At 56.3% G+C, this 22,245-nt stretch carries 20 protein-coding genes; 7 read left to right on the top strand and 13 right to left on the bottom strand.

Translation table 11 applies throughout. The features are described 5' to 3' along the window. The 4 genes from EX00_RS22240 to EX00_RS22225 all read left to right on the top strand — a co-directional run bounded on the left by EX00_RS22240 (position 1) and on the right by EX00_RS22225 (position 6,149). A complete protein-coding gene (locus tag EX00_RS22240) occupies positions 1-1,125 on the top strand; it encodes a metallophosphoesterase family protein (protein WP_047462778.1) in 1,125 nt (374 codons plus the stop codon). Beyond that, a complete protein-coding gene (locus EX00_RS22235; RefSeq protein WP_047462775.1) occupies positions 1,122-3,749 on the top strand; it encodes an AAA family ATPase in 2,628 nt (875 codons plus the stop codon). Before EX00_RS22240 ends, EX00_RS22235 begins: the two co-directional genes overlap by 4 nt. Positions 3,750-4,159: 410 nt before the next feature. Continuing rightward, the gene (locus EX00_RS22230; protein WP_047462772.1) at positions 4,160-5,563 is read left to right on the top strand and encodes an AAA family ATPase; all 1,404 of its coding nucleotides are present in this window, start codon (positions 4,160-4,162) and stop codon (positions 5,561-5,563) included. Further along, positions 5,526-6,149, top strand: coding sequence for an RloB family protein (locus tag EX00_RS22225; protein WP_052210888.1), 624 nt, complete (start codon positions 5,526-5,528; stop codon positions 6,147-6,149). The genes EX00_RS22230 and EX00_RS22225 overlap by 38 nt, the downstream gene beginning before the upstream one ends. A gap of 380 nt (positions 6,150-6,529) precedes the next feature. Here EX00_RS22225 and EX00_RS22220 read toward each other — a convergent pair whose 3' ends face one another. The 7 genes from EX00_RS22220 to EX00_RS22195 all read right to left on the bottom strand — a co-directional run bounded on the left by EX00_RS22220 (position 6,530) and on the right by EX00_RS22195 (position 13,636). After that, the gene (locus EX00_RS22220; protein ID WP_052210887.1) at positions 6,530-7,987 is read right to left on the bottom strand and encodes a glycosyltransferase family 39 protein; all 1,458 of its coding nucleotides are present in this window, start codon (positions 7,985-7,987) and stop codon (positions 6,530-6,532) included. Between the two features lie 37 nt (positions 7,988-8,024). Then, positions 8,025-9,161: a glycosyltransferase family 2 protein gene (locus tag EX00_RS22215; RefSeq protein WP_234709085.1), complete on the bottom strand. Its 1,137-nt coding sequence runs from the start codon at positions 9,159-9,161 to the stop codon at positions 8,025-8,027. A gap of 269 nt (positions 9,162-9,430) precedes the next feature. Further along, on the bottom strand, positions 9,431-10,771 hold the full coding sequence (locus EX00_RS22210; protein ID WP_047462765.1) for an O-antigen ligase family protein: 1,341 nt from the start codon (positions 10,769-10,771) through the stop codon (positions 9,431-9,433). 463 nt (positions 10,772-11,234) lie between these two features. Beyond that, a complete protein-coding gene (locus EX00_RS31550; protein ID WP_155294118.1) occupies positions 11,235-11,480 on the bottom strand; it encodes a hypothetical protein in 246 nt (81 codons plus the stop codon). A gap of 233 nt (positions 11,481-11,713) precedes the next feature. After that, positions 11,714-12,406 carry a VIT1/CCC1 transporter family protein gene (locus EX00_RS22205; protein ID WP_047462762.1) on the bottom strand — a complete coding sequence of 231 codons (693 nt, stop codon included), beginning with the start codon at positions 12,404-12,406 and terminating at the stop codon, positions 11,714-11,716. 55 nt (positions 12,407-12,461) lie between these two features. Then, complete coding sequence (locus tag EX00_RS22200; protein ID WP_047462759.1) at positions 12,462-12,959, bottom strand: cytochrome b; 498 nt, start codon at positions 12,957-12,959, stop codon at positions 12,462-12,464. A gap of 287 nt (positions 12,960-13,246) precedes the next feature. Further along, entirely contained in the window at positions 13,247-13,636 is a 390-nt protein-coding gene (locus tag EX00_RS22195; RefSeq protein ID WP_052210883.1) for a DUF302 domain-containing protein, read from the bottom strand. A gap of 288 nt (positions 13,637-13,924) precedes the next feature. Here EX00_RS22195 and EX00_RS22190 point away from each other — a divergent pair, with 288 nt between their 5' ends. Beyond that, positions 13,925-14,323, top strand: a complete 399-nt coding sequence (locus EX00_RS22190) for an EF-hand domain-containing protein (RefSeq protein WP_047462754.1) — start codon at positions 13,925-13,927, stop codon at positions 14,321-14,323. Positions 14,324-14,446: 123 nt separating this feature from the next. Here EX00_RS22190 and EX00_RS22185 read toward each other — a convergent pair whose 3' ends face one another. Continuing rightward, complete coding sequence (locus EX00_RS22185; protein WP_047462751.1) at positions 14,447-14,788, bottom strand: VanZ family protein; 342 nt, start codon at positions 14,786-14,788, stop codon at positions 14,447-14,449. A gap of 76 nt (positions 14,789-14,864) precedes the next feature. Beyond that, the gene (locus EX00_RS22180) at positions 14,865-15,383 is read right to left on the bottom strand and encodes a dual specificity protein phosphatase family protein (RefSeq protein WP_234709088.1); all 519 of its coding nucleotides are present in this window, start codon (positions 15,381-15,383) and stop codon (positions 14,865-14,867) included. A gap of 178 nt (positions 15,384-15,561) precedes the next feature. On the opposite strand from EX00_RS22180, the gene EX00_RS22175 reads away from it, so the two are divergent. Further along, on the top strand, positions 15,562-15,924 hold the full coding sequence (locus EX00_RS22175) for an MgtC/SapB family protein (RefSeq protein ID WP_047462748.1): 363 nt from the start codon (positions 15,562-15,564) through the stop codon (positions 15,922-15,924). A gap of 106 nt (positions 15,925-16,030) precedes the next feature. Next, on the top strand, positions 16,031-16,159 hold the full coding sequence (locus EX00_RS32160) for a hypothetical protein (RefSeq protein ID WP_267884785.1): 129 nt from the start codon (positions 16,031-16,033) through the stop codon (positions 16,157-16,159). 314 nt (positions 16,160-16,473) lie between these two features. Here EX00_RS32160 and EX00_RS22170 read toward each other — a convergent pair whose 3' ends face one another. Genes EX00_RS22170 through EX00_RS22155 form a run of 4 tightly spaced genes read right to left on the bottom strand, consistent with a single transcriptional unit; the run spans position 16,474 to position 22,187 of the window. Continuing rightward, positions 16,474-19,677 (bottom strand): efflux RND transporter permease subunit, encoded by a 3,204-nt coding sequence (locus EX00_RS22170; RefSeq protein WP_047462744.1) that lies wholly within the window; start codon positions 19,675-19,677, stop codon positions 16,474-16,476. Further along, complete coding sequence (locus tag EX00_RS22165; protein ID WP_047462741.1) at positions 19,674-20,636, bottom strand: efflux RND transporter periplasmic adaptor subunit; 963 nt, start codon at positions 20,634-20,636, stop codon at positions 19,674-19,676. The genes EX00_RS22170 and EX00_RS22165 overlap by 4 nt, the downstream gene beginning before the upstream one ends. A gap of 12 nt (positions 20,637-20,648) precedes the next feature. Next, positions 20,649-20,849, bottom strand: a complete 201-nt coding sequence (locus EX00_RS22160; protein WP_047463012.1) for a YgaP family membrane protein — start codon at positions 20,847-20,849, stop codon at positions 20,649-20,651. A 30-nt stretch (positions 20,850-20,879) separates the two neighbouring features. Further along, positions 20,880-22,187, bottom strand: coding sequence for an NAD(P)/FAD-dependent oxidoreductase (locus tag EX00_RS22155; protein WP_047462738.1), 1,308 nt, complete (start codon positions 22,185-22,187; stop codon positions 20,880-20,882). Positions 22,188-22,245: the final 58 nt, after the last annotated feature.

Below are 22,245 nucleotides of genomic sequence, written 5' to 3'. Positions count from 1 at the left end.
ATGTTCCGTTTTATTCATTCAGGCGATCTCCATCTAGGTAAGCGTTTTGGTAATTTCTCGGGCGACTTGCCCAGTCGGTTGCGCGAAGCAAGACACTCCGTGATTGCACGGCTCGCCCAGCACGCCCGCGAGCAAGGTACGACTACCATCTTGCTCGCGGGCGACACATTTGACACCGAAACGCCCGCGCCGGATGTGCGACGACAGGCTCTCGCCGAGATGCGGCACCACGCGCCGATCCAGTGGGTGATCCTGCCCGGCAATCACGATTCGCGGCAGGCAACGCAGCTTTGGTCGACACTGAATGCTGAAGTGCCTGAAAATGTCGTGCTTGCGGTCGATCCTCGACCGATCGAGTTGGCGACGGACGTTGTGCTGTTGCCGGCCCCTTGCACGACGCGTCGCCCAGGCCGAGACCTGACCGAATGGATGGACGGCGAAGCAACTCCAGAGGGCACCGTTCGCATCGGGCTTGCTCATGGCGCAGTCCAGAGTTTCTCGGAAGAGGCTGCCGCCTCCGATGTAATTGCGCCGGACCGAGCACGGCGAGCCGGACTCGACTATCTCGCGCTCGGCGACTGGCACGGCGCGGTCGAGGTCGATCAGCGGACCTACTACAGTGGTACGCCCGAGCCCGATCGTTTCAAACACCAACTTCCGGGTACGGCGTTGCTGGTGAGTGTCGCCGGCCACACTGCCATCCCTGAGGTGATCTCACTGCCGACGGCGAGTTTTGCTTGGCGCAGTTTCGATCTCCATCTGCTCGACGGCGACGATCCCGTGCCGGCTCTGCAGGCGCTGCTGCCGGAGGCTAGGTATCGAAGGCACACGCTCGCCCGTGTGGTGGCGACAGGCCGCAGTCGTCTGGCGGCGCGCGCGACATTGATGGGTGCGATCACGAGCGCTGCGCCAGACTTCGCATTCCTGGAGTTGGACGACGCGGATCTTGCGACGGAGTGTGAGGTGGAGGACCTCGACCACATCGATCGCGGTGGCGCGCTTCGCGAGGCTGCGAATGCTCTGCTTGCCGAGGCCAGTGACTTGAGCCGTTCGTCGACCGAGCGTGACATCGCAAGAGCGGCTTTGGCACGCCTTTACTCTTACACACAGGCGGTCGCATCATGAAGATCTCCGCACTACGCCTGTTCAACGTGAAGCGCTTTGTTGGCTGCGGTGTCGCCATTGAGGGAATTGGCGATGGCGTCAACGTGCTGTGCGCAGCCAACGAGTTTGGCAAGTCAACAAGCTTCGAGGCATTGCACGCACTCTTTTTTCAACCGTATTCCGGCACTCCCGGCGACGTGCAGAGACTACGGCCATACAGCGGCGGTAATCCACTGGTGGAAGCCGACATCGCGACGGCGGAGGGCCGCTTCCGGATCACGAAGCAATACTACGGTGGTCGGTCCGCACGCGTGACCGATCTGAAGACCGGACGGCTGGTGGCTCAGGCGGACGAGGCAGAGAACTTTATCGCCGGTCTGATCAGGGGCGGTACCGCCGGGCCTGCGGGCCTCCTCTGGGTGCGCCAGGGCATCACTGGTATCGAGAGACGAAGCAAGTCCGAGGAGGATGGGGAAAAGCAGGTTCGACTGAGTCTACTGGAATCCGTGCAGGGCGAGGTTGAGGCCGTCACTGGTGGGCGACGCATGGCCGAGATCATGGCCGCCGCGCGGGAAGCACTTTCGGAACTCGTCACTACCACCGGCAAACCGAGGACCGGCGGACGCTATGCTAACGCGATTGAGGAACGCGACAAACTCGGCGCAGAGGAGCAGAGACTTTCGAGCGAAGTCACGGCCCTGCGCGCGGCGTTAGACAGACGGACGAGCGCCGTTAGGCGGCTCACCGAACTCGATAGGGCTGAGGATAGGGCCGAACGGCGAAAGGCAATCGGAACTGCGCAAGCGGCCTTCGACACTGCCAAGGCACATAGCGAGAAGTTAAAGACGGCCGAAGCAGAACTGAAGCTCGCCCGCGAACGTTGGAACAGCTCGGAGCGGGATCTCAAAGCACTCCGGACTGCCCTGGAAAATGAAGAGGTGCTTCGGGAAAAGCTACTTGTCGCCGAGTGGCACCGTGGCGACTCCGTGGGCAAACGCCGCGAGGCCGTTGAGGCGATCGAAAAGGCTCGTGAGGATGTCGAGGCTGCGGAGGCCGAGGAGCAGGATACACGTGATCTGCTTGCTCGCTTGGATGCGGCATTGAAAGCAGGCGAGGCATCCGAGCGCCTGGCAGAATTGAAGGAACGTTTGGCTGAGGCGGAGACCGCCCGCCAGGCCCTCGAAGAAGGTGAAGCGCAACTTTCGCTCTTGATGATTCCCCCGAACGCCATTGATGAACTTCACGCGCTTGAAGTCGACATTGCCAAGCTCCGTGCAGTCGAAGAGGCCGCTCGTCCGTCACTTGCGATTGACTATAAGACGGATGCAATCGGCGCTGTAACGATGGACGGCACGCCGCTGATAGACGGGGAAGAGCGCACTTATGATGGGCAGGCGCAGCTCGCAGTTCCGGGATTTGGCATGATCACGCTACGGTCTAACCGTCCGGTCCGCAGTGACAACCACCTGGAGCAGGCTGAAGCGAAGCGCCGAACGCTACTCGCTTCAATGGGCGTCGACAACCTCAGCATGGCGCGGACGCGGCAGGTCCGCGCGCAGCAGATGGACGCTGACCTGCGTGAGCTGCGGGGCCGGCTGTCCTTGCTCTCACCAGAAGGCCTACCCAAGCTCCGCGAAAAGGTGGCAGCGGACTCCGATTCGGCAAGCACGGAAGTTCTGGAACTAGAGCAAGAACCAGTGCAGGTACGCGCCGCACTTGCCGAAGCTGAAGAGCGGCGGAAGAAGGCGCGGCAGGTCCTGCGAGAGGCGGAGCCACTCCAGGCGCGAGCCGACCAAGTCTTCGTCGCTGCGGAGACGGCATTGGCCTCGTTAATGGCCGACAGGGCGCAGGTGGTGGCGATCCTGGGTCCAGAAGAAGCGCGCGGCGAACGCGAACAGGCTTTGTCGAATACATTGGACGACCTTGACCGGACGCTCGTCGAGGCCGACGCACATGCGAAAAGGCTCGGCGCTGCCGCCATCGATCTGGAGTCGGTCGAAGCCGCCTTGAAGCGGGCGCGTTCAATCGAGGAGGCAACCGATAGGGAGGTCAATACGCTGCGCGAAACCATCGCAGGCCTGAACGCCGAGATTCGTGCGCAATCCGACGAGGCGGTGGAAGAGAAATGGCGTGAGACCGCGGAGGCGCTTTCTGCCGCGATGGCGCGCGCAGAGGCGTTCGAAAAGGAGGTGGCTGTCCTGCAGCGGCTGGTTACAGGATTGGAGACCGCCCGGTCTGATGCCCGAGAACTCTATCTCAAGCCAGTCATGCTCGAACTGGCCCCGCTTCTCAGACTGCTCTTCGACGATGTTGCGATCACGTTCGACGACAAGACGCTTCTGCCCCAGACCATCCTGCGCAACGGTCAGGAGGAGGATGTCGATCGCCTGAGCGGCGGTATGCGGGAACAGCTCTCTGTGCTGACAAGACTTGCTTTTGCGAGGCTGCTCGCGCGCGATGGTCGGCCAGCGCCGGTCATCCTCGACGACGCGCTCGTCTATTCTGACGACGATCGCATCGAGAAGATGTTTGACGCGCTCCACAGACAGTCCAGAGATCAGCAGATCATCGTCTTTTCCTGCCGTCAACGGGCTTTTCAGAAGCTCGGCGGAAACATTCTCCAGATGACGGACTGGCAGTCCTAGACTCGCCTGTGTTCAAAGGATCGACATAACCATTTGGTTGGCGGTGGGAGCCTTACTGAAAGCCGTGGTGTCGTGACCTCGCTTTGCTCCTGCAAAGCCGGGCAAAGCCGGCGTAGACATGATTCACAAAGTATCCCTCGCGTCAGGGGAGCACATAAATGTGTCGATAGTCGAAGCGACGGCGTTCATGCGCTCGCGAAGGCCACGATCGTCGCTGCGCTTGGCTTCGGACACATCTATGCCGCCGAACTTAGCCTCTGCTAGCACGGTCAATGAAATTGCATCGCAACAAGCCAAAAATTAGAGATGAGACATCATCTATTTGCTAAAAATGAGATTTTTTCACGAATTTCGTAGATAGTTCGCACATTTTCGCGTATGGAGGATCACAAAATAGATCGGAGTAACCAATGCTGTTGCAGTTTTCAGTGGAGAACTTCCTGAGCTTTCGTGGCGAAGCTAGGTTTTCGATGATGGCGAGTGCAGATGACCACCATCCGCGGCATGTCCTTTCGCCAAAAAATCATAAACGACGAGTACTGCGATCAGCCGCAATTTACGGCGCCAATGGTCATGGGAAGACGAACTTGGTTCACGCCTTGATCTTTATCCGAGATCTGATCATCGATGGTTCAGAAGTCGATAAGCCTCTCAAAGTACGAAAATTCAAGACATCTGCAGGGGAAGATAATTCGCCTGCGACGTTCATATTCAACATCCTAACAGGCGGAGTCGAATACGAATATGGAATGAAGGTCGCCCGATCGCATATCCAGGAGGAATGGTTGTTTTCCTCGCCGAATGGCCGGGAGGTCCCCCTTTTCGAGCGTGTCACAAACAAAGGAAAAGATGGCCTTTCGACCACTGTCGAGGCAGGTCCATCGCTCGTAAAAAAAACGAAGTCTGGTAAGCTTTCCGGTAAAGATTACTTAGACTTTGTCGCCTTTGGTACGCGCCCTAATCAGCCATTCTTGACAGAAGCCATTCAGCGGAATGTGGAGGCGCTTCGCCCGATTTTTGATTGGTTTCGCAACGATCTTCAGATCATCAGTGCCGAAGGAGAGTACGCGGCTCTAGAGATCAGGGCACACAAGGATTCGGATTTCGTTGGCAAACTGTCGACCGCTATCCGCAATGCCGGGATTGGCATCGACCATATCGAAACTGATGTCAGGACAATCGAAATCGACGACTTTCGGGATGTCCCTTCAGAGATGTTAAGAGAGATATCCAACACATTAGACACAGGAAATGTGGCGTTACTTGGTGCGCGGGATTCCAATCGAATCCTGATCCGGAAGAACGACGATAATGAGTTAGAAGTCATAGACCTCGTGTTCGTTCATAAGCGAGAAGACGGTTCGGAGGTGCGTTTCACGCAAGATGAGGAGTCAGCTGGTACCCGTCGATTGCTCCACCTCCTACCCATGATCGCTGATCTGTCTCAGTCTGACAAAACTTTTGTAATTGATGAGATCGATCGAAAACTCCACCCATTGCTCGCTTACAACTTGCTGTCAAATTTCTTGGGCGATAGCGACTGCGGTCAGTTGGTTTTCACAACGCATAACACCCATCTCCTGGATCTCGATTTGCTCCGCCGGGACGAAGTTTGGTTCGTGGAGAAAACCACTGATGGGGACTCGCAATTGTATTCGTTAGCGGACTTGAAAGTCCGCGCTGACGTCGAAATCAGAAAGGGATATTTAAACGGACGCTTCGGTGCAATCCCTTTCCTAGGGAGCACGCAAGGATTGGGGTGGGAAGAACAAGTCAATGCCCGGATTAACAAGCAGAAAAAAACGCCCGCTTGATCGGGCGGTCACGACTTTACGAGACGCGAAGCTGATAATTATCGCGACTGAAGGGAGCTTAACGGAGAAAATCTACTTTGAGTCGTTCCGGCTGACAAATGTTCAAGTGCGCGTCCTCCCCTCTGAAGATGGGAAGTCCTCACCGCAACACGTACTTGAAAATGCGCAGGTTTATAAAGACAAGTTCGACTGGGGAGATGGTGATGAGCTCTGGTTGGTCATCGATGTTGATCGATGGCCTGCGGCTACGCTAAGTGAAGTGGCAGCAATCACAACCGCCGCTCGGATCGGATTGGCAGTCAGTAACCCAAGCTTTGAATTATGGCTTGCGCTTCATCTCGACGTCGATCTTCCGGCTACCGTAAACAACGAGAGCCTCGTCACGCATTTACGTTTGCAGTTGGGATCCTATAACAAGCACAAGTATGACTCTGAGACAATTTTAAGCGGTGTCGGTCGGGCGATGGAGCGTGCCAGCGAGTTAGACACGTCACCCCAACATCGTTGGCCGCAAAGCGTTGGTAGTCGGTGTTATAAAATCATTCGGTCATTCAGAGCGGGCCGTAGCGGGCCGGGCTCTGCGTGATTCACAGGATCCTAAGTATCTGAAACTACGCGGATATATAGCGGTAAATCGACCGGAAATTGGGGGTCTTTTGTTCGGATCTTATCAAGACCACTGATATTAGATCAAGCCTAGGAGGGTAGGGGCCTTTTCAGACGTCTTTGTGAGGTAATACGGATTATGGGAATATCGAGTGTGAAAAAGCATCCAAGGATGACCCCGCTGGGATGAGGCTTAGGTACTTCAAATATATTCCGTTTTGTGGATAAAGTGGCGACTATACCGGCGTTGCCCATGACCCCGTTGATGTTCCGATTTTCCTATCAATTTCAAATTGTTGCAGGGGATCTCAAAGGGGCATTGTTCAGAGCCGGTTCACAGTCATTGTTTCCATGCTTTGGTTATGTGGGACCGCAGCCGCTCGACAAGATGTCTTTTCGCGCGCCATCCACTTTCACCACGACATAGGATTCGATGACGCGTTTGCCGGCTTGGCGGTTCAAAATGCCAAGGGGTGTCGATGATTGAAAGCAACTCATATATTGTTCCAGTCTGTTTTCGCTCGCTCGCTCGCTCGCTCGCATCACGAGCAGAGCCGGCTTTTCGACCAGCGAAACATCAGGCGTCTCAAAGAAGTAGCGTTGCCTATCGACGATTTGCTGGACATGCCGTTCCCCCCTGATTTCGAAGGCAAGCTCACCTGTAAGCCCGTAGTCAGTCGTTGCGATCCAGCCAGCACCCGATCGTTGACGCATATCCTCGACTTGCGCGGAAAACTCACGCCATCCCAGCACATTGTCTGCGGGACTGCTCCACGGAAAATGCCTGCCGAACGGTATCGCGAAGCAAAGCAATACCAGCGATGATAGGCCAATGCCCACCGGCGTGACCCAATATGAAAGCCGCCTGAGATGCGTCACGCCGGATACGCGACTAGCAGCGACCGCGGCGAGTATTGCCAGTGCAGGATAAGCCGGAGCAAGCCAGTTCGCGTGAACACGATCATGCAGCGCGTGAAATGTCATATACGCGACGATCGGCCCGTTGAGTAAAATCAGAAAAGTAAGAGGGCTGGATGGAGTCTTTCCGGGCTCCTGCCGAGAACGCCAGATCGCAATCCCCGCGAATATCGCGATCACCGGGTTGAGCAAGCCGAACTGGCCGGCCAGGAATTCGGCAAAGAAAGAAAGGCCCGCATGCTGATCTGCAAGTCGGCCAAACTGCTTGGCAAAGGAGATCCAGCCGTGTTCGGCATTCCAGATCAGGACCGGGCTGAAGGCGACGAGAGCAACGCCGCCGCCAAGTAAGGTCCATGGGCTCGACCGCCACCGCCGTGCCTTGGGATCAATGACCAACCAGAGCAGAATTCCCGGTCCCAGGAAAAGGTTGGTGTATTTCGAAACGCAGCCCAACCCCGCCAACAGGCCGATCAGCAGCCACAATTGAGGATTTCCCGTACGCCGAAGTCGTGCAAGGACCCACAGCGTAAGGGCCCAGAACATAGTAGAGGGTGCATCCGGTGTCGCGAATATCACCGCGAGACCGACAAGAAGCATCGCGTTTAGCCATATGGCTGCCGTCCGCGCAATTCTGTTGTCGTCAAAGAGCTCGTCCGCAATGCCGTAGACGGCCATCGACATGACGAAAACCGAAACGACCGCAAGGCCGCGAACCCCCACAAGAGAATTTCCGAAAATATGGGTCGATATCCATATCCACCACGCGATCATCGGTGGATGATCATAGTAGCCGGCTGATGGTACGCGCGACCAGAGCCAATAATAGGCCTCGTCCGGAACCAGATCGAATTGGGCCGTTGCCCATAGCCGGAAAAGCGTAAGTGCCGCAATGGCAAACATCGCGCTCAACCATGGCGGCCACTTCCGAGGGGGGCGTTTATCGTGCACGCCAGGTAACCGTTGAGCTTGTGATGTAATTCCAGACGGCACCGATGATCGCACCTGCGATCCCGTCCAGCCACCAGTATGGTTGATGATTGTATATCAGCGTCGATAGGCCGACGCCGGCAACGACGCCAAAACTGCTAAGGGCCGCGAACAGTAACAGACCGCTTATGAGGCGCCATCCGCGTCGCCGTCGATCTCTGTAGGTCAAGTTGTTGTTCAATGTATAATTCGATATGATCGCGGTGATCATCGCGAGTGTTTGCGCAATCGGGAACGAAAATCCGTCGAGCAACAGCAACCGCAGCATGGCCAGATGCACAATGAGGCCGATGGATCCCACCATGCAAAACATCAGGAAACGAGCCGTGATGAGATCGCCGGAGAGTTTCGCGATGATCAGCCCCAAATATTCGATGACGATCGATGCGTCCAATTTGCTCTCGCCATGCAATCTCGGGCGGAACGCGTAATGTACCTCGGTAATCTCAAGGGGCTGCTGCGACGACGTCAGAATGTCCAGCAATATCTTGAAACCATGCTGTGATAGCCTAGGTGCCACGGTCTCGATAACAGCGCGCCGGGCCACGAAGAAGCCGCTCATTGGATCGGTGGTGTGCACCGCGAGCAGTCTTTGCGCCATTGTCGTCGCCAGCTTGCTTCCGGCATGTCTTAGCCCGGTAAATCCGTCGATGGGCTGGGCGTCGGCACCATATCTTGTCGCGATGACCATATCGGCTGGGGTGCTGCTCATGACGGCAAACATCTTGGACAAGCAAGTTTCGTCATGCTGAAGGTCGGCATCCATAACCGCAACGACGGGTGCGGAGCTGGAGAGAATACCCTCCACGCAGGCCCCCGCCAGTCCGCGCCGATGAACACGCCGGATTCCGCGCACACGACGATCGCGCAGTGAAATCTGCCGAACGATTTCCAGGGTATGGTCCTTCGAATCGTCGTCGACGAAGATGACTTCCCAATCGATCCCGGCAAGCGCTTTGCGAAGGCGCTCCACCAATGGGATGATGTTGTCCCTTTCGTTGAACGTCGGAATGATCACCGAAAGGGCCGGCCCTGCCAGCTCCTGCTGGGCTTCACGATGCGGCGGAGATATCGTCTCGGCCAGCAATTGGAGTGCATTCCGCGGCGATGAGTTCATGCGTCTTTGCTGCTGCTGGCTCGAGATTCAGGGAGAACGACGTAGCTCGCATCTTTCGCTCGCGGTTCGAAAAGCCAGCGCTGCCTATATAATATCATGGTGCTCACGAGCCTTTCCCTGACCACATGAGCGCAACAATGGAAGGCTTAACTTACAGCACGCTTATAAAAGGGCGTCGAAAGCGTGTTTTGATTTCGTTTAAAAGAAGGCCACCCGCTTTCCAGACTCAAGGCTGTTGTTCATTGCGACGGCGCTGGCTGCTTTCCTTCCTGTAAGCGAATTTTCAGCTGGCATGCCAAAGCGAAGGCCGCAGTCAGAATCGACAGGCTTTCACCGCTCGCGAGGCGGTTATTTGAGTTGCTCAGGATCGTAAGGCTAAAGAAAATCAGGATGATGAAGAAGGCATGCATCGCATGTTTGGGAATGACCGCCAGATATGCCGCCCGATAGACGCTGCAACAGAAGCACGCCAGCATGGCGGCAAAAATCGCCGCCCCGAAGAGACCGTATCGGATAAGGATCTCAAGATAGCCGTTGTGCATGAAGGTATATTGGACATGGGAATAATGGGTGTGCGGCCAGAGTTCGAGCCACTCGCTGCCCCAGCCGAAGACGGGAGCGGCGGAAAACAATTCCCAAGCGTTCGACCAGAGTTGAAGGCGCTCGTTCATCGAGATTGGCGTAATGGCGCTGTCGATCGTTTGTGCAACGGCGCCACCTACCTGCTCCCTCGTGCTGGCGTCTTTCAGCATCGAGATGGTGGAGGTGATCGTCGGTCCTGCAGTCCGATAGAGGTTGTCCCGCACGGTATAAATGCCAAGGGCAAGCAGGGCTGCGATACAGATGATCGCCGGAGCCGCTATCCGTAGTTTCAAGCTGCGCATGACGAAGAACCCGAGCACGGGCAATACCGGAACGAGCGAAAGCCAGACACCCTTCGATTTTGCCCCGTATATGCCGATGAGGCAGAGCGCCCCGATTAAGGGGGCTACGATAGAGGCGTAGAACCGCATTGGGCGTTTGTCGGCGCCTACCGTGAGGTAGTAAAGCAGCCAGAATACCGCGCTGATGAATAGCATGCCGCAACAGACGGCCCCATGGATCTGATTATGCTGGATGAGCGGAATGACGGTCTCTCCCGCAAATATTGCGCCAAGGCGCAAATGCAGCACGAGGATCGCTAAAGCCAACCCGAAATGGATCGCGATGAGCCGTTCCAAGTGCGGCCAGCACTGGAACAAGATAAATGCCAGGGGGGGAAATGTAAGGGGCATCAGGAAAAGCACCTCGTGATCGCCTATCGGGTGATCCGCCTGAAGCGCAAACTGCAAAACATATCTCAGAAGCGCGTAGACACCCCATGCTATGCACAGCCAGCCCCGCCAGTCTATCGACGGTCTTGGGGTGGATCGCGCGTATCGAAAGAGCGACAAAAATACGAGTAACGCGCCGGCGTAGCGGTAGGCATAACTTTCCACCAACGATGCAGACATGACGAGGAGCCAAAGCGCATCCGCGAGAAGAGCCCATATTTTCTTTGAAGGTCGGGCCAATTTGAAGGCACGGACTTGGACATTCATGTTCTTCGCCTTTGTGAGCTCAACCGATTACGATCCGGTTTGTCGCGCAGGGCGCGGTGCCATGCCCAGCGATCGTTAGGATGCCAATCCTCATGATGGCGTCGTCTGCACTTTCGGCGATCGATACTGCCGCTTGAGTGCTCGTTTTCGTGCATTCCCATCCGTAGCCGGCTTGTGGATGCCAGCCCGTAGCAGAGAGAAATGAAGCCGACATTAGCTGTGAGTGAAAAGTGCCGGGACGCCAGCGAAGGCTTTGCCGGGAAGAAACCGGTATCTGTGTACCGAAGCGATCACTTCCGCCGGTCAGGCGAGCATCCGGGGGAAGTTGGTGCTGAGGGAAGTTTCCATATTCAGGTTTCATGCACAGGAATAGCTCAAGGATGATTGTCCTTGGACGAAAGCGCTGAAATGAACTGGTCCCGACGACGCCGGGCCAGAAACCTCACCGATTGACGATCGAAGACTAGCGATCGTCAGCGTCGCCGTCCGACACCTGATGCGAGCCACCGATCTTCTGGTCCAGGGCTGTTTCCGTTTGAGCACCGCGCAATGACATCGCGGCGATCGATGACGGCACCTTGGCCGCGGAGGTCGAACCGATGGAACTGGAAACCGTAGTTTGAGGGGGCGACGCTGATGGTGACTGACTTTGAGATTTTTGGAGAAAAAGCGCAGCTGATGGTCCATTCACGGAAGAAATCGACGTCATGCGCATTCTCCACATTGGAGCCTCTGCGTCATGCCTACGGTCCAAGAGATTTGCGGGCCAGTTCATCTACCCAACGTGAGGTTCGGTCATAAGCAGTGAGCGAACGACGATTCATTAGAATGCGAGCCTTACAGGCCGCTTACAGAATGATCACAGCAGGTTTCGACCGAACTGCCGCCCCAGCTTTCCATTTAACCAGGGCTAGACGGGACACGGCAGCTATTCCCGCGTCTTCAGATTGCTGCTCCTACAAGGTGACCTATGCCTGCGGTAAGCGCCATTGCGAACGCACCCCAGAATGTGACGCGCAGTGTTGGCCTCATGACGCCGGCGCCGCCCGCCTTCGCTCCTATGGCGCCTAGCAGCGCCAGGAAGGCGAGCGATGCTATGGAGACAGTCACGACAAGCATGGATGGCGGCGATACGATAACCATGAGTAGCGGCATGGCGGCACCAATTGCGAAGGTTGTGGCAGACGTCAAGGCAGCCTGGATGGGTCGCGCAGTCATCATTTCGGAAATCCCGAGTTCGTCGCGAGCATGGGCTGCAAGTGCATCTTTTGCCATCAGCTGATCGGCAACCTGCCGAGCAAGAACGGGTTCCACTCCGCGATCGACATAGATTTGCGCCAACTCTTTCTTTTCCGGCTCCGGCTGCTTTGCGAGCTCCTGTCGCTCCCGGTCGAGATCTGCCTTCTCCGTGTCGGACTGCGAGCTGACCGAAACATATTCGCCGGCCGCCATCGACATGGAGCCAGCAACTAGCCCTGCAATCCCAGCCACCAGTGCTTCCGAACTTGCCGTTGAGGCCGAGGCGACGCCCACGATAAGGCTAGCCGTCGAGACGATGCCATCATTTGCGCCCAGCACCGCGGCTCGCAGCCAGCCTATTCGGTTTACGAGATGCAATTCTCTATGGCTTCTCATTGGGATTTCTCCGCTTTCGTCATGCTTCGCGCGATGCATGGATGTTCCGAGGACACTATTTCGCCGGCACCAGCATGCGCCTCAACGTTCCATCTTTGAGAACGAACTGATGAAACAGGGCGGCTGCGGCATGAAGCGCAATTAGAACGATAAAGGCTGGCTTGGCGAGCTTATGAATATCGCCGAACTCATCTGAGACATAAACGGCCAGTAGACCCGTGGTCGGGACTGCAACAAGGAGAATGTAAAAAAGCCAATGCGACGCCTTCCCAGCGTACGTCATCCACGTTGTATCGCTTGTGGACTCCGGCGCGCCCTGGACGATACGCAGGATGAGCCTAAGGGCTACAAGACAGAGGATCGCAATACCTACCCAGTAGTGGGCAACGCTGAGCGTGAGATCCGTGGGCGGGGCGGGGGTTCCTTCTTCGCCTGCTTCGACAACGGTTGTCATACTCTCCCCAAACAGAAGCTGGAAGAATATCAGTGCCGCGACTGTCCAATGCAAGGCGATCTGAAGGCTGGAATATCCATTGATTTTCTGTCCACTCATGGTCGGTTCCTCTTGGAAAGGGCAAGATGCCCAGTTTGTTAAGCCTCATGCCCTTTTGGCTCATTTATTTGCTTGTAGAGGACGTTGGTCGATATGGATAAAGCAAAGCGCCGTAAGGGGTCTCGGCGATGTCGATGAAGCACCGCGAAATGAAAATCGGAAACGCCGCCAAGTCCGAACTGGCTGGCGAGCAATGGCAGGCCGATCGATAGCCCGATCGAGGCAAGGCGTGCAGTATGCCGAGCTTCAACGCGTGGAAATAGCTGATCCATAGGATGTGACCGGTGTCAGATACTCGCTATCACTTGCTCCAGCATCGCGCGAACATTCCTTGCCACCTGTTTTAGTGCGGCGTTTTCGATTGCTTGCATGGAGGCGACCGGATCGATAGCGCTGACCATTATATCGCCGCTATCAAGGGATCTGATAATCACATTGCAGGGAAGCATTGCGCCGACCTTCGGCTCCATATTTATCGCCTCGAAGGCCATGCCCGGATTGCATGCACCCAGAATGAGGTAGTTGCCAATGTGAGCATCAAGCTTTTTCTTCATCGTCGCCTTGACGTCAATTTCCGTCAGGACGCCGAAGCCTTCGCGCGTGAGCGCTGCTTTCGTCTTTGCGACTGCGACATCAAAAGAGTTCCCGGACAGGGTCTTGTCTAGAGTGTAGGTCATGACTTTGGCTCCGATGTGGTCTCTTGGCACTGGCTTCAGTGGGAAATGTCTGATGGGACCTCGTTGGCAATCCACTGTTGCCGACCTAGTCAATGCTACTCGGCGGCGAGTGGCGTGAAGAAGAATGGATGCACATCTTGATCAAGGGGCTGCGACGAATTGATCTTGATCAGCGGTTAAGCCGCCGCGCAATCAAAGACAGAAATCCCCGCAAAAGGATTTGACCTGCATCAAGGCGGATATTTCGAAGTGGGCGATTATTCGACTTCAAAGAAGAGGAGACATCCAATGTCGCTGCCCAAACTATACACCATAGTCGTGCTGGTCGCCCTCGTAGCTGTTGGGGGCATCGGCGTCGCTTCAGCACAGAACAAAGCTCCGGATAAGGCCACAACCGAAGATCAGGATCAGTCGGGAGGGTCGGCGATGATGTCCGATGGAATGAAGCGCGCAGACATGATGGATCGAGATGTAATGCCCTACGGGATGGCAGAGTGGATGCCCATGGGGCAAATGCGCGGACATATGATGAAGATCATGTTCGCAATCGCGGATACCAATGGTGACGGCGCACTTTCATTTGATGAAGTAACGGCAATTCATAAGCGGATCTTCGACATGATCGATGCCAACAAGGATGGCAAAGTGATGCCCGAAGAAATGCAGGCCTTCATGCAAGGTCAATAGTCTCCAGGCTCTACGTCACCAGAAATGAGCAGAGACTTCGACACCGGAGGCTAATCAGTTCTCGCGGTAAGACCGGGCATCGCTTCCATCGCAGGAGCGCCGGAAAATCGGCAGCAAAGCAGCCTATCTAACGAAAAGTTGCAAGATGATGCCGCCGATCAACAAGCCCATGGTGGCACCAAGGATCTTGATGGCGGCATCTTCCACATTGGGGCGCCGAGAAGGAAGGATAGCCTGCAGAAGTTCTGTTACCACTGCGGCCAAAATGCAAAACAACGCGATGAGACGTCGGTCACCGGGATAGGCGAGCACGAACAGTAAGCCCATGATACTGAAAGCAAGTATGCGTTCAACATGCAATGCCGCCATCAATTGTGGCCGCCAGCCTATTGGAACGGCAGTCGCAAGCATAATCACACCGAATGCGAGCCATGCGAACACTTGGAAGATCAGAGCAAATTGCATACAAAACTATACCATTCGGGCGAAGATTCACAAGGGTGCGGCGAATTGGATGCTAGGTCGTGGTATCCCAGAGTGTTCAGGCAAACTTCCTCAGGAAAGCGTCCCAAGCAGTGCCGACATAGCCGAATATGCCCTCGACACTGTCGAAGCTTTTGTCCATCGGATAGGCTTGGCTAAGGTAAGGGATAGAGAAGTACCCGTACCGAACCGAGAGCTGCCCCTCTGCAGCTTCTTCGCCTTGTTTTGAAATCGCCGCCAGATAGACGGCTGATGCCAAGCCTGTGCGGTCTGCTCCGCTCATGCAGTGAATGAGGATAGGCTTTTGAGCCGAAGCGAAGATGGCTATTAGGCGTTTGATCTTCTCGGGCGGCTGCATTTGGCGGGCCGACATTCCGAAGTCGATATGGGTTATGCCGTCGCGTTCGGAGGTCGCAATCTCGTTCCGGTACCAACGCTGTTGCGGATTGGCCCCGCGCAGATTGATGATAGTCTTTATGCCATACTTAATCTTGTAATCCGTGATTTCGGCCGAACTCGGCTGAGCCGAGCGGTAGAGTTCGTTGGGAATAACGGCATGAAAGTTGTTTGTCGTCACCAAGAAGGCTGCATATCCTCCGCTCGGTACCACGCAGGCGATCAGCACTGCACAAGTGATGCGCGCTAATCTCAGTCGCTTCCGATCAGTATTAACACGTCCAAGCATTTGACCCAGCCTCATCGATATTTGAGAAGTATTTGGCGAAATTTTCTGACAGGAAGCTGAAGGGCTCTGAATGACCGGACCGTGGCTTAACTTTGCCGTTGCTCTTGCTCTTGGCCTGTTGATCGGGATTGAGCGTGAGCGAAAAAAGGACGAGGGCCCAGGCCGCGGTGCCGCCGGTATCAGAACCTTCGGGCTCGCAACGCTCCTTGGCGCCGTTGCAGTGGAAGTTGGCGGGCCGTTGGCGCTGCTTATTGTGTTGTCGGGAGTGTCGGTACTCACGGTTCTCTCTTATCTGCGTGACCAAGGCGACGATCCGGGCCTGACGACCGAGATCGCGCTTGTCGTCGCACCGCTTATCGGCGGACTGGCCATGAGCGAGAGCAACGCCTGTTCCTTCGCCAATTTCACCGCTTCAAGCTTGTTCCGCGGCTGAACTTTCTTTCCTGCATTCATACCCTCCCGGTTCAGGAACCAGGTCTTAACTCGATGCTCGTAAAACCAGCATGAGGTCACCTTCGCATGCTCTGTAGGATGATCCGGTGGATGTCGATCGCATGGCGGATCAGACGGATGCGCCCGGGCTCAACCCCAAAAATAGCGAATGGCTCGTCGCGTTGACGAAAAACTGCTGGTTAGCGGCAAGCTGGCAATATGGGCAACGATTGTGAACGCCCGCCGGAGCCATCGACAGAAGCCGAAGATTAGATTGCGGCCCGTCGTTACAATTCACGGCGCTGCCCGCTCGCCCGGCGTTTGCAGCGTCTCATCAGCAACGGCAGGCTGCTGCTGCGAACAATTGGGCTTGTGGGGCAAACGAGGCGATGCTTGTTTTCCACGATGGTGCTGCACTCTGGCTGAATTTATCTGTTCGGTCGGATAGCTGTGGTGAAATGCAAGTTGAGTGGCGAAAGAAAAAGGCTGCAGTCGTTGAAGCCTATATCCATTCGGCAGCAACGCCACTGCAGGGTCTGTCCGCAGATTATCATGTCCTCAATACCCGGTAGATTGCGGGAATGACGAGAACCGTCAGCAAAGTTGACGACGCCAAGCCAAACAGAAGCGAAATCGCGAGGCCTTGGAAAATCGGATCGCTGAGAATGACCCCGGCTCCGATCATGGCAGCCAAGGCCGTCAGGAGAATGGGCTTTGAACGAACGGCGCCTGCTTCGATGAGGACGTCTGTCAGTGGTCTGTCCGCGGAAGCGCTGTGGCGAATGAAGTCGACCAGCAGGATGGAATTGCGCACGATGATGCCGGCAAGCGCGATGAACCCGATCATGGACGTTGCCGAAAAGGGTGCGCCAAACAACCAATGGCCGCCAAGAATGCCGATGAAGGTCAGCGGTATCGGCGTCAAAATGACCAGGGGTACTTTGAATGAGCCGAATTGAGCGACGACCAGGATATAGATACCGAGCAAGGCAATCAGGAATGCAGCACCCATGTCGCGAAACGTCACCCAGGTGACTTCCCATTCGCCGTCCCAAAGCAGCGTCGAAACGCTCTCATCGTCTGGTTGGCCATGCAGCGATATGCGTGGTTCGGAAAGGCCCGTCCAGTCCTGGGCGTCAAGCGCCTTCCTCACTGCAAGCATGCCATACAAGGGCGCCTCATAGGCACCTGCCAGTTCGCCCGTCACCATTTCGGCGGCGCGTCCGTTGTGGCGAAAAATCGGAAATGACGCTCTCTCTGTGGCCACATGCACGACATCGCCAAGTTCCACCACGCCGCGATCACCAGGGAGAACATTTGCCGGAATCGGCGTGGTCAGGAACCTTTCATTCAGCACTCGGTCGCTTTTTGGCAGTTCGAGCCGGATGGGGATCGGTTGGCGGCCACCGCCGCGATGCGAATAGCCGACGGTTTTGCCATTGCTGAGGATCGAGAGCGTATCGAAGACATCGCTTTCCTCGACATGGAAGAACTCGGCGTCGTCGGTCGAGATCGTTGCGCGCAGGCGTCTTGCCGGCGTTCCATAGGAATTGTCCACATCGACGATGAACGGCACGGAATGAAACGCCGCCTCGACCTTTGCCGCAACCTTTCGGCGCGTGTCGCCGTCCGGGCCATAGATCTCGGCAAGCAGTGTCGCGATCACCGGCGGCCCCGGCGGAGGTTCAACTACCTTGAGGCTGGTGCCTGCCGGCGTGGCGACTTTGGTCAGGCGACTTCTGATCGCGATGGCAAGCTCATGACTTGTTCGGGAGCGCTCGGCCTTCGGCAGCAGTTCGATGCCGACTTCTGCTTGTTCCGGGCCGGTCCGAAGATAGTAGTGGCGCACAAGGCCGTTGAAATTGAAAGGTGCCGCGGTTCCTGCGTAGGTTTGTGCCGATAAGACGTCGGGAAGTTCCATCGCCATGCGTGCGATCGATTGGGCGGTCGCATCTGTTGCTTCGACGGACGAGCCCTCCGGTAAATCGATCATCACAGAGAGCTCCGATTTGTTATCGAACGGCAGGAGCTTGACCGTGACGTTTTCGGTGTAAAAGAGGGCAAGCGAACCAAGCGTCAGCAAGCCAACAATGCTCAGAAATATCCAGCTCGTCGTCTTGGAGGCGAGCAGCGGGCGAGCGACAAGGGTGTAGAGACGGCCGACCATCCCGCCTTGGGTGTGAGACTGGCCAACATGACCACCCTTATCTCTACCGGCGGCCCTCAGCATCAACCACGGTGTCACGATAACGGCGATGAAGAACGAAAAAATCATCGCCGCCGATGCATTGGCCGGAATGGGACTCATGTAAGGACCCATCATGCCTGAGACGAACAGCATCGGCAGGAGCGCCGTCACCACCGTCAATGTGGCGATGATCGTTGGATTTCCCACTTCCGCAACCGCTTCTATCGCTGCTTGCCTTCGGCTGCGGTCGTCTCCCATTCCCCAGTGGCGCGCTATGTTCTCGATAATGACGATAGCGTCATCGACAAGAATGCCGATCGAAAATATCAGCGCGAACAGCGACACGCGATTGAGCGTATATCCCATCAGTTTCGATGCAAAAAGCGTGAGCAGGATGGTAACCGGAATAACGACCGCAACCACCAGAGCCTCCCGCCATCCAATGGCAAGGCCGACGAGCACGATGATCGATACGGTCGCCAAGCCAAGATGCAGCAGCAATTCATTCGCCTTATCGTTTGCTGTCTCTCCGTAGTTGCGCGTTATCTGCAGAGTCATACTGCTGGGGATGAGCCTACCCTTGAGGGCCTCGACGCGTGCCAATACGGATTGTGAAACGGTAACGGCATTTGACCCCGATCGTTTTGCGATCGCGATCGTGACGGCGGGCAGGCGGATAATCTGCTTGTCGGCGTGCATGAGGCTTGCCGAAATCGTTTCAGCGCTATCTGAGGCGAAAGCAATATTGGCGACATCGCGCACGTAAACAGGACGGCCGTCGCGTGAGGTCAGCAGCAGGTTGCCGATTTCAGCGGTGGTGCCCAGCGTTTCTCCGGCAACAAGGCCGATCTGTTCGCCCTGGTCGCGAATTTGCCCTGCGGGAAACGCGCGGTTCGCACCCCCGACTTTCGCGGCCAGTTGTTGAAGTGTTATGCCATAAAGGGCGAGCTTGGCCGGGTCGGGCGCGACCCGGATGATCTCGTCGGATTCACCAACGAGATAGCTCAGGCCGACGTTGTCCACCTTCGACAGCTGGGTTCTAAGCTCGCGTGCGACACGCGTCAGGTCGTTGCCCGTAACGCGGCCGGCCTCATCCATCTTCGGCGTCAGTGTCAGCGAGAGAATGGCGACATCGTCGATGCTCCGGCCAACGATCAATGGTGCGGGGATTCCGACCGGAATCTTGTCAATATTCGCTTGGACCTTCTCATGGACCCGTAGAAGGGATGTGTCGGCGGGCGTTCCGACGACAAACCGCGCCGTGACGAGAACCTGATCGTCATTCGTCTGGGAATAGACGTGTTCGACGCCATTAATTCCTTTGACGATGGTCTCGAGCGGTTCGGTGATAAGCTTGGCGGCGTCTTCTGCTTTCAGTCCGTCGGCGCGAACATGAATGTCGACCATCGGAACCGAGATCTGTGGCTCCTCTTCGCGCGGAAGCGTCAAGAGCGCGATCACGCCGAAGGCCAGAGCCGCCAGAAGCAAGAGCGGGGTTAGCGCGGAAGCGATGAATGAGCGGGTCAGGCGCCCCGCAATACCCAGAGAGGATTCATCAGGTATCATGGGATGACAACCTTGTCGCCCTGAGCAAGGCCGGTGAGTATTTCTATGAAGTGGCCGTCTGGACGTTCAATGTGTTCGCCAGGCAAGACGGCTCGTTCGACCTCGGCAGCGCCGTCATCGACTTTGACGAAGTCCAGTCCAGAATGCGTGGAAACCGCGGTCTCCGGTACCAGCAGCGCCGTTCGTTCACCGACTGGAACCTCGACGAGAACGCGAGCATTAACGAAAGGCGTATCGAGCTGATCGGTCTCGACGTCGGCGATCACACGCCCATTGTTTATCTGCGGATAGATCTTCGCCAGTCGTCCGGACAACTGCTTGCCGTTGACGCTGATCTTTATTGTAGCGTTCTCCGTCAGAAACGCGGCATGGCGCTCAGGGATGGCCAGCCGCAGGAAGAGGCCTCCACCGCCGACCGTCGACACCGTTTCACCCGCCATAATGACAGCCCCCTTGGTGACCGGGACGGTCAGTATTCTTCCCTCGCTCGGGGCATCGACTTCGCCCTCTGACTGCTGTTGTACGATCACCGAGCGTTGGGCTTCTGAAGAGATGATCTGGTTTTGGGTGACGGCAACCTGCGTGCGCATTGCATCGAGCTGCTGAGCCGTCGTCACACCCCTTAGAACCAAAGTTTCCGCACGCGAAAGATCCGCTTGCGCCGTCGACAATTGCGACTGCAATGCATTGATCTGCGCATCCATGGCGGCAATCTGGAACGCAAGCTTTTCGTCATGAACGACGGCGATCTTCTGGCCTGACCTGACGGTGTCTCCTTCGGATACGTTCAGTTCGACGATCGTGCCGCCAATGCGCGCGCGGGCAGCGATGGTGTCACGCGCCTCTATCGTACCATAGACGGCTTTCCATTCGGTGATGGCGGTTGGCTGCAATGTCAGTGTCGCAGCAGCGGCGGGACCGGAACAGACGAGTCCCGCCAACAGATAGATTAGGCGCATGGTTTTATATTCCTAGAAGGCCGTGCCTGGCTTGATGCCGAGCTTGCGAAAGGCGATTGCCGCTGGACAGAAGCCGGTGAAGGCCGACTGCAGCATGTTGGCCCCGACAAAGACCGTCAGCCATACAAAATACGGCGACACCCAAACCGTCAGCGCCACCGACAACAGCACCATTGCGCCAGCGAAGGCGAGAACAGATCTATCTATTGTCATTTCCATCACTCCGATTATGAGACACGATCGCTATTTCGGCGCAGTCGTCTTGGTCTCTTCGATGTTGATTGCTTTCAGTTTTTCGATTCCAAGCGCCTGAAGTGCCAGCCGCTCGTAGATTGGCTCGGCAGTGCCCGTGCGCATCTTGTGCAGATAGTATTTTTCGAACCCGACCTTGGCCGCATGAACCCATGCGCCGCTTGAAGACCAATTGACATTTCGCGGCGGTATTTGCGGCTTGGCGACGAATGCCACCCCAGTATCGCCGAAGTCTGCGAGGCACACCGCATTCCACGTTGCCTGAGCATCCGGTGTCTCGTTCTTCAGCAGGCGGGCAATATTGCGCACGGTTGCCGTAACCATCGATTCGATCATGAAGCCGGTCTTGGGAACGCCGACCGGAACGGCTGTGGGGCCGATGGGCGGTATGGCCACACAAACGCCGACCGCAAAGATCTCGGGAAATGCCGGGCTGCGCTGATGTTTGTCGATGATGACGAAGCCGCGTGGATTGGTCAGGCCGGCCGTTCCGCGGATAGCCTCCACGCCCCGGAAGGCAGGAAGAAGCATTGTAAAGCTGCTCTGAATGTCGTGAGCGCGCAGTACCGTTCCGTCTTCAGCCAGCTCGGAAACCGAGATCTTGTCATCTCCGATCTTTTCGACCCGCGCATTGCAGATCCACTTGATATGGTGCTGACGCAACTGGCCTTCGAGAAGACCTTTCGTATCACCAACGCCATCAAGTCCGAGATGGCCGATATAGGGTTCCGACGTGATGTAGGTCATTGGCACGCGGTCACGGACTTTTGCATCGCGCAGAACCTTGTCGAGGATGAATGCGAATTCATAGGCAGGCCCGAAACAGGAGGCGCCCTGGACGGCACCAATGACAACGGGACCTGGATTGTCGATCAGCGCCTCGACCGCCTTTTTTGTTTCAAGAGCGTGGCTGATCTGGCAAATCGAATGCGTATTGGCCGCGGGACCAAATCCCTCGATCTCGTCGAATGCCAAGTCTGGGCCTGTTGCTATGACGAGATAATCGTAGGAAACCGACGAGCCGTCGGCCAACTCGATCCGCCGCTCGGTCGGGTGCAGGCGGCTCGCTCCTTGCGGATGGAATTTGATGTTATGGCTTCTGAAAACGGAAACAAGATCGACTTCAACAGAAGATTGATCTCGCCAGCCGACGGCGACCCATGGATTTGATGGCACGAAGCTGAACGTTTCGCCTTTGCCGATGACGGAAACTACATGTTCCGTGCCGAGCTGATCGCGCAGTTGATAGGCTGCGATGGTTCCTCCCAATCCAGCTCCCAAGACAACGATGTTGGCCATGTTTTCCTCCGATTTTATCTGAGCTTAAGCTCATGGCGTTGATCGACCTTGATGCGGA

Origin of the sequence: Martinezella rhizogenes (assembly GCF_000799715.1) — a bacterium.
Lineage (GTDB): Bacteria > Pseudomonadota > Alphaproteobacteria > Rhizobiales > Rhizobiaceae > Rhizobium > Rhizobium rhizogenes_C.
Note: the sequence above shows the minus strand (reverse complement) of the source record. Positions and strands in the feature narration are given on the sequence as shown.

Bases quoted from the DNA above. Each gene is read 5' to 3' on its own strand.
- EX00_RS22210 (WP_047462765.1), bottom strand. From the start codon at position 10,771: ATGAATGTCCAAGTCCGTGCCTTCAAATTGGCCCGACCTTCAAAGAAA.
- EX00_RS22240 (WP_047462778.1), top strand. From the start codon at position 1: ATGTTCCGTTTTATTCATTCAGGCGATCTCCATCTAGGTAAGCGTTTT.
- EX00_RS31550 (WP_155294118.1), bottom strand. From the start codon at position 11,480: ATGACGTCGATTTCTTCCGTGAATGGACCATCAGCTGCGCTTTTTCTC.
- EX00_RS22155 (WP_047462738.1), bottom strand. From the start codon at position 22,187: ATGGCCAACATCGTTGTCTTGGGAGCTGGATTGGGAGGAACCATCGCA.
- EX00_RS22200 (WP_047462759.1), bottom strand. From the start codon at position 12,959: ATGAGTGGACAGAAAATCAATGGATATTCCAGCCTTCAGATCGCCTTG.
- EX00_RS22175 (WP_047462748.1), top strand. From the start codon at position 15,562: ATGACCGGACCGTGGCTTAACTTTGCCGTTGCTCTTGCTCTTGGCCTG.
- EX00_RS22220 (WP_052210887.1), bottom strand. From the start codon at position 7,987: ATGTTTGCCATTGCGGCACTTACGCTTTTCCGGCTATGGGCAACGGCC.
- EX00_RS22205 (WP_047462762.1), bottom strand. From the start codon at position 12,406: ATGAGAAGCCATAGAGAATTGCATCTCGTAAACCGAATAGGCTGGCTG.
- EX00_RS22225 (WP_052210888.1), top strand. From the start codon at position 5,526: ATGCCCGGATTAACAAGCAGAAAAAAACGCCCGCTTGATCGGGCGGTC.
- EX00_RS22185 (WP_047462751.1), bottom strand. From the start codon at position 14,788: ATGCAATTTGCTCTGATCTTCCAAGTGTTCGCATGGCTCGCATTCGGT.
- EX00_RS22190 (WP_047462754.1), top strand. From the start codon at position 13,925: ATGTCGCTGCCCAAACTATACACCATAGTCGTGCTGGTCGCCCTCGTA.
- EX00_RS22230 (WP_047462772.1), top strand. From the start codon at position 4,160: ATGCTGTTGCAGTTTTCAGTGGAGAACTTCCTGAGCTTTCGTGGCGAA.
- EX00_RS22170 (WP_047462744.1), bottom strand. From the start codon at position 19,677: ATGATACCTGATGAATCCTCTCTGGGTATTGCGGGGCGCCTGACCCGC.
- EX00_RS22160 (WP_047463012.1), bottom strand. From the start codon at position 20,849: ATGACAATAGATAGATCTGTTCTCGCCTTCGCTGGCGCAATGGTGCTG.
- EX00_RS22195 (WP_052210883.1), bottom strand. From the start codon at position 13,636: ATGACCTACACTCTAGACAAGACCCTGTCCGGGAACTCTTTTGATGTC.
- EX00_RS22165 (WP_047462741.1), bottom strand. From the start codon at position 20,636: ATGCGCCTAATCTATCTGTTGGCGGGACTCGTCTGTTCCGGTCCCGCC.
- EX00_RS22235 (WP_047462775.1), top strand. From the start codon at position 1,122: ATGAAGATCTCCGCACTACGCCTGTTCAACGTGAAGCGCTTTGTTGGC.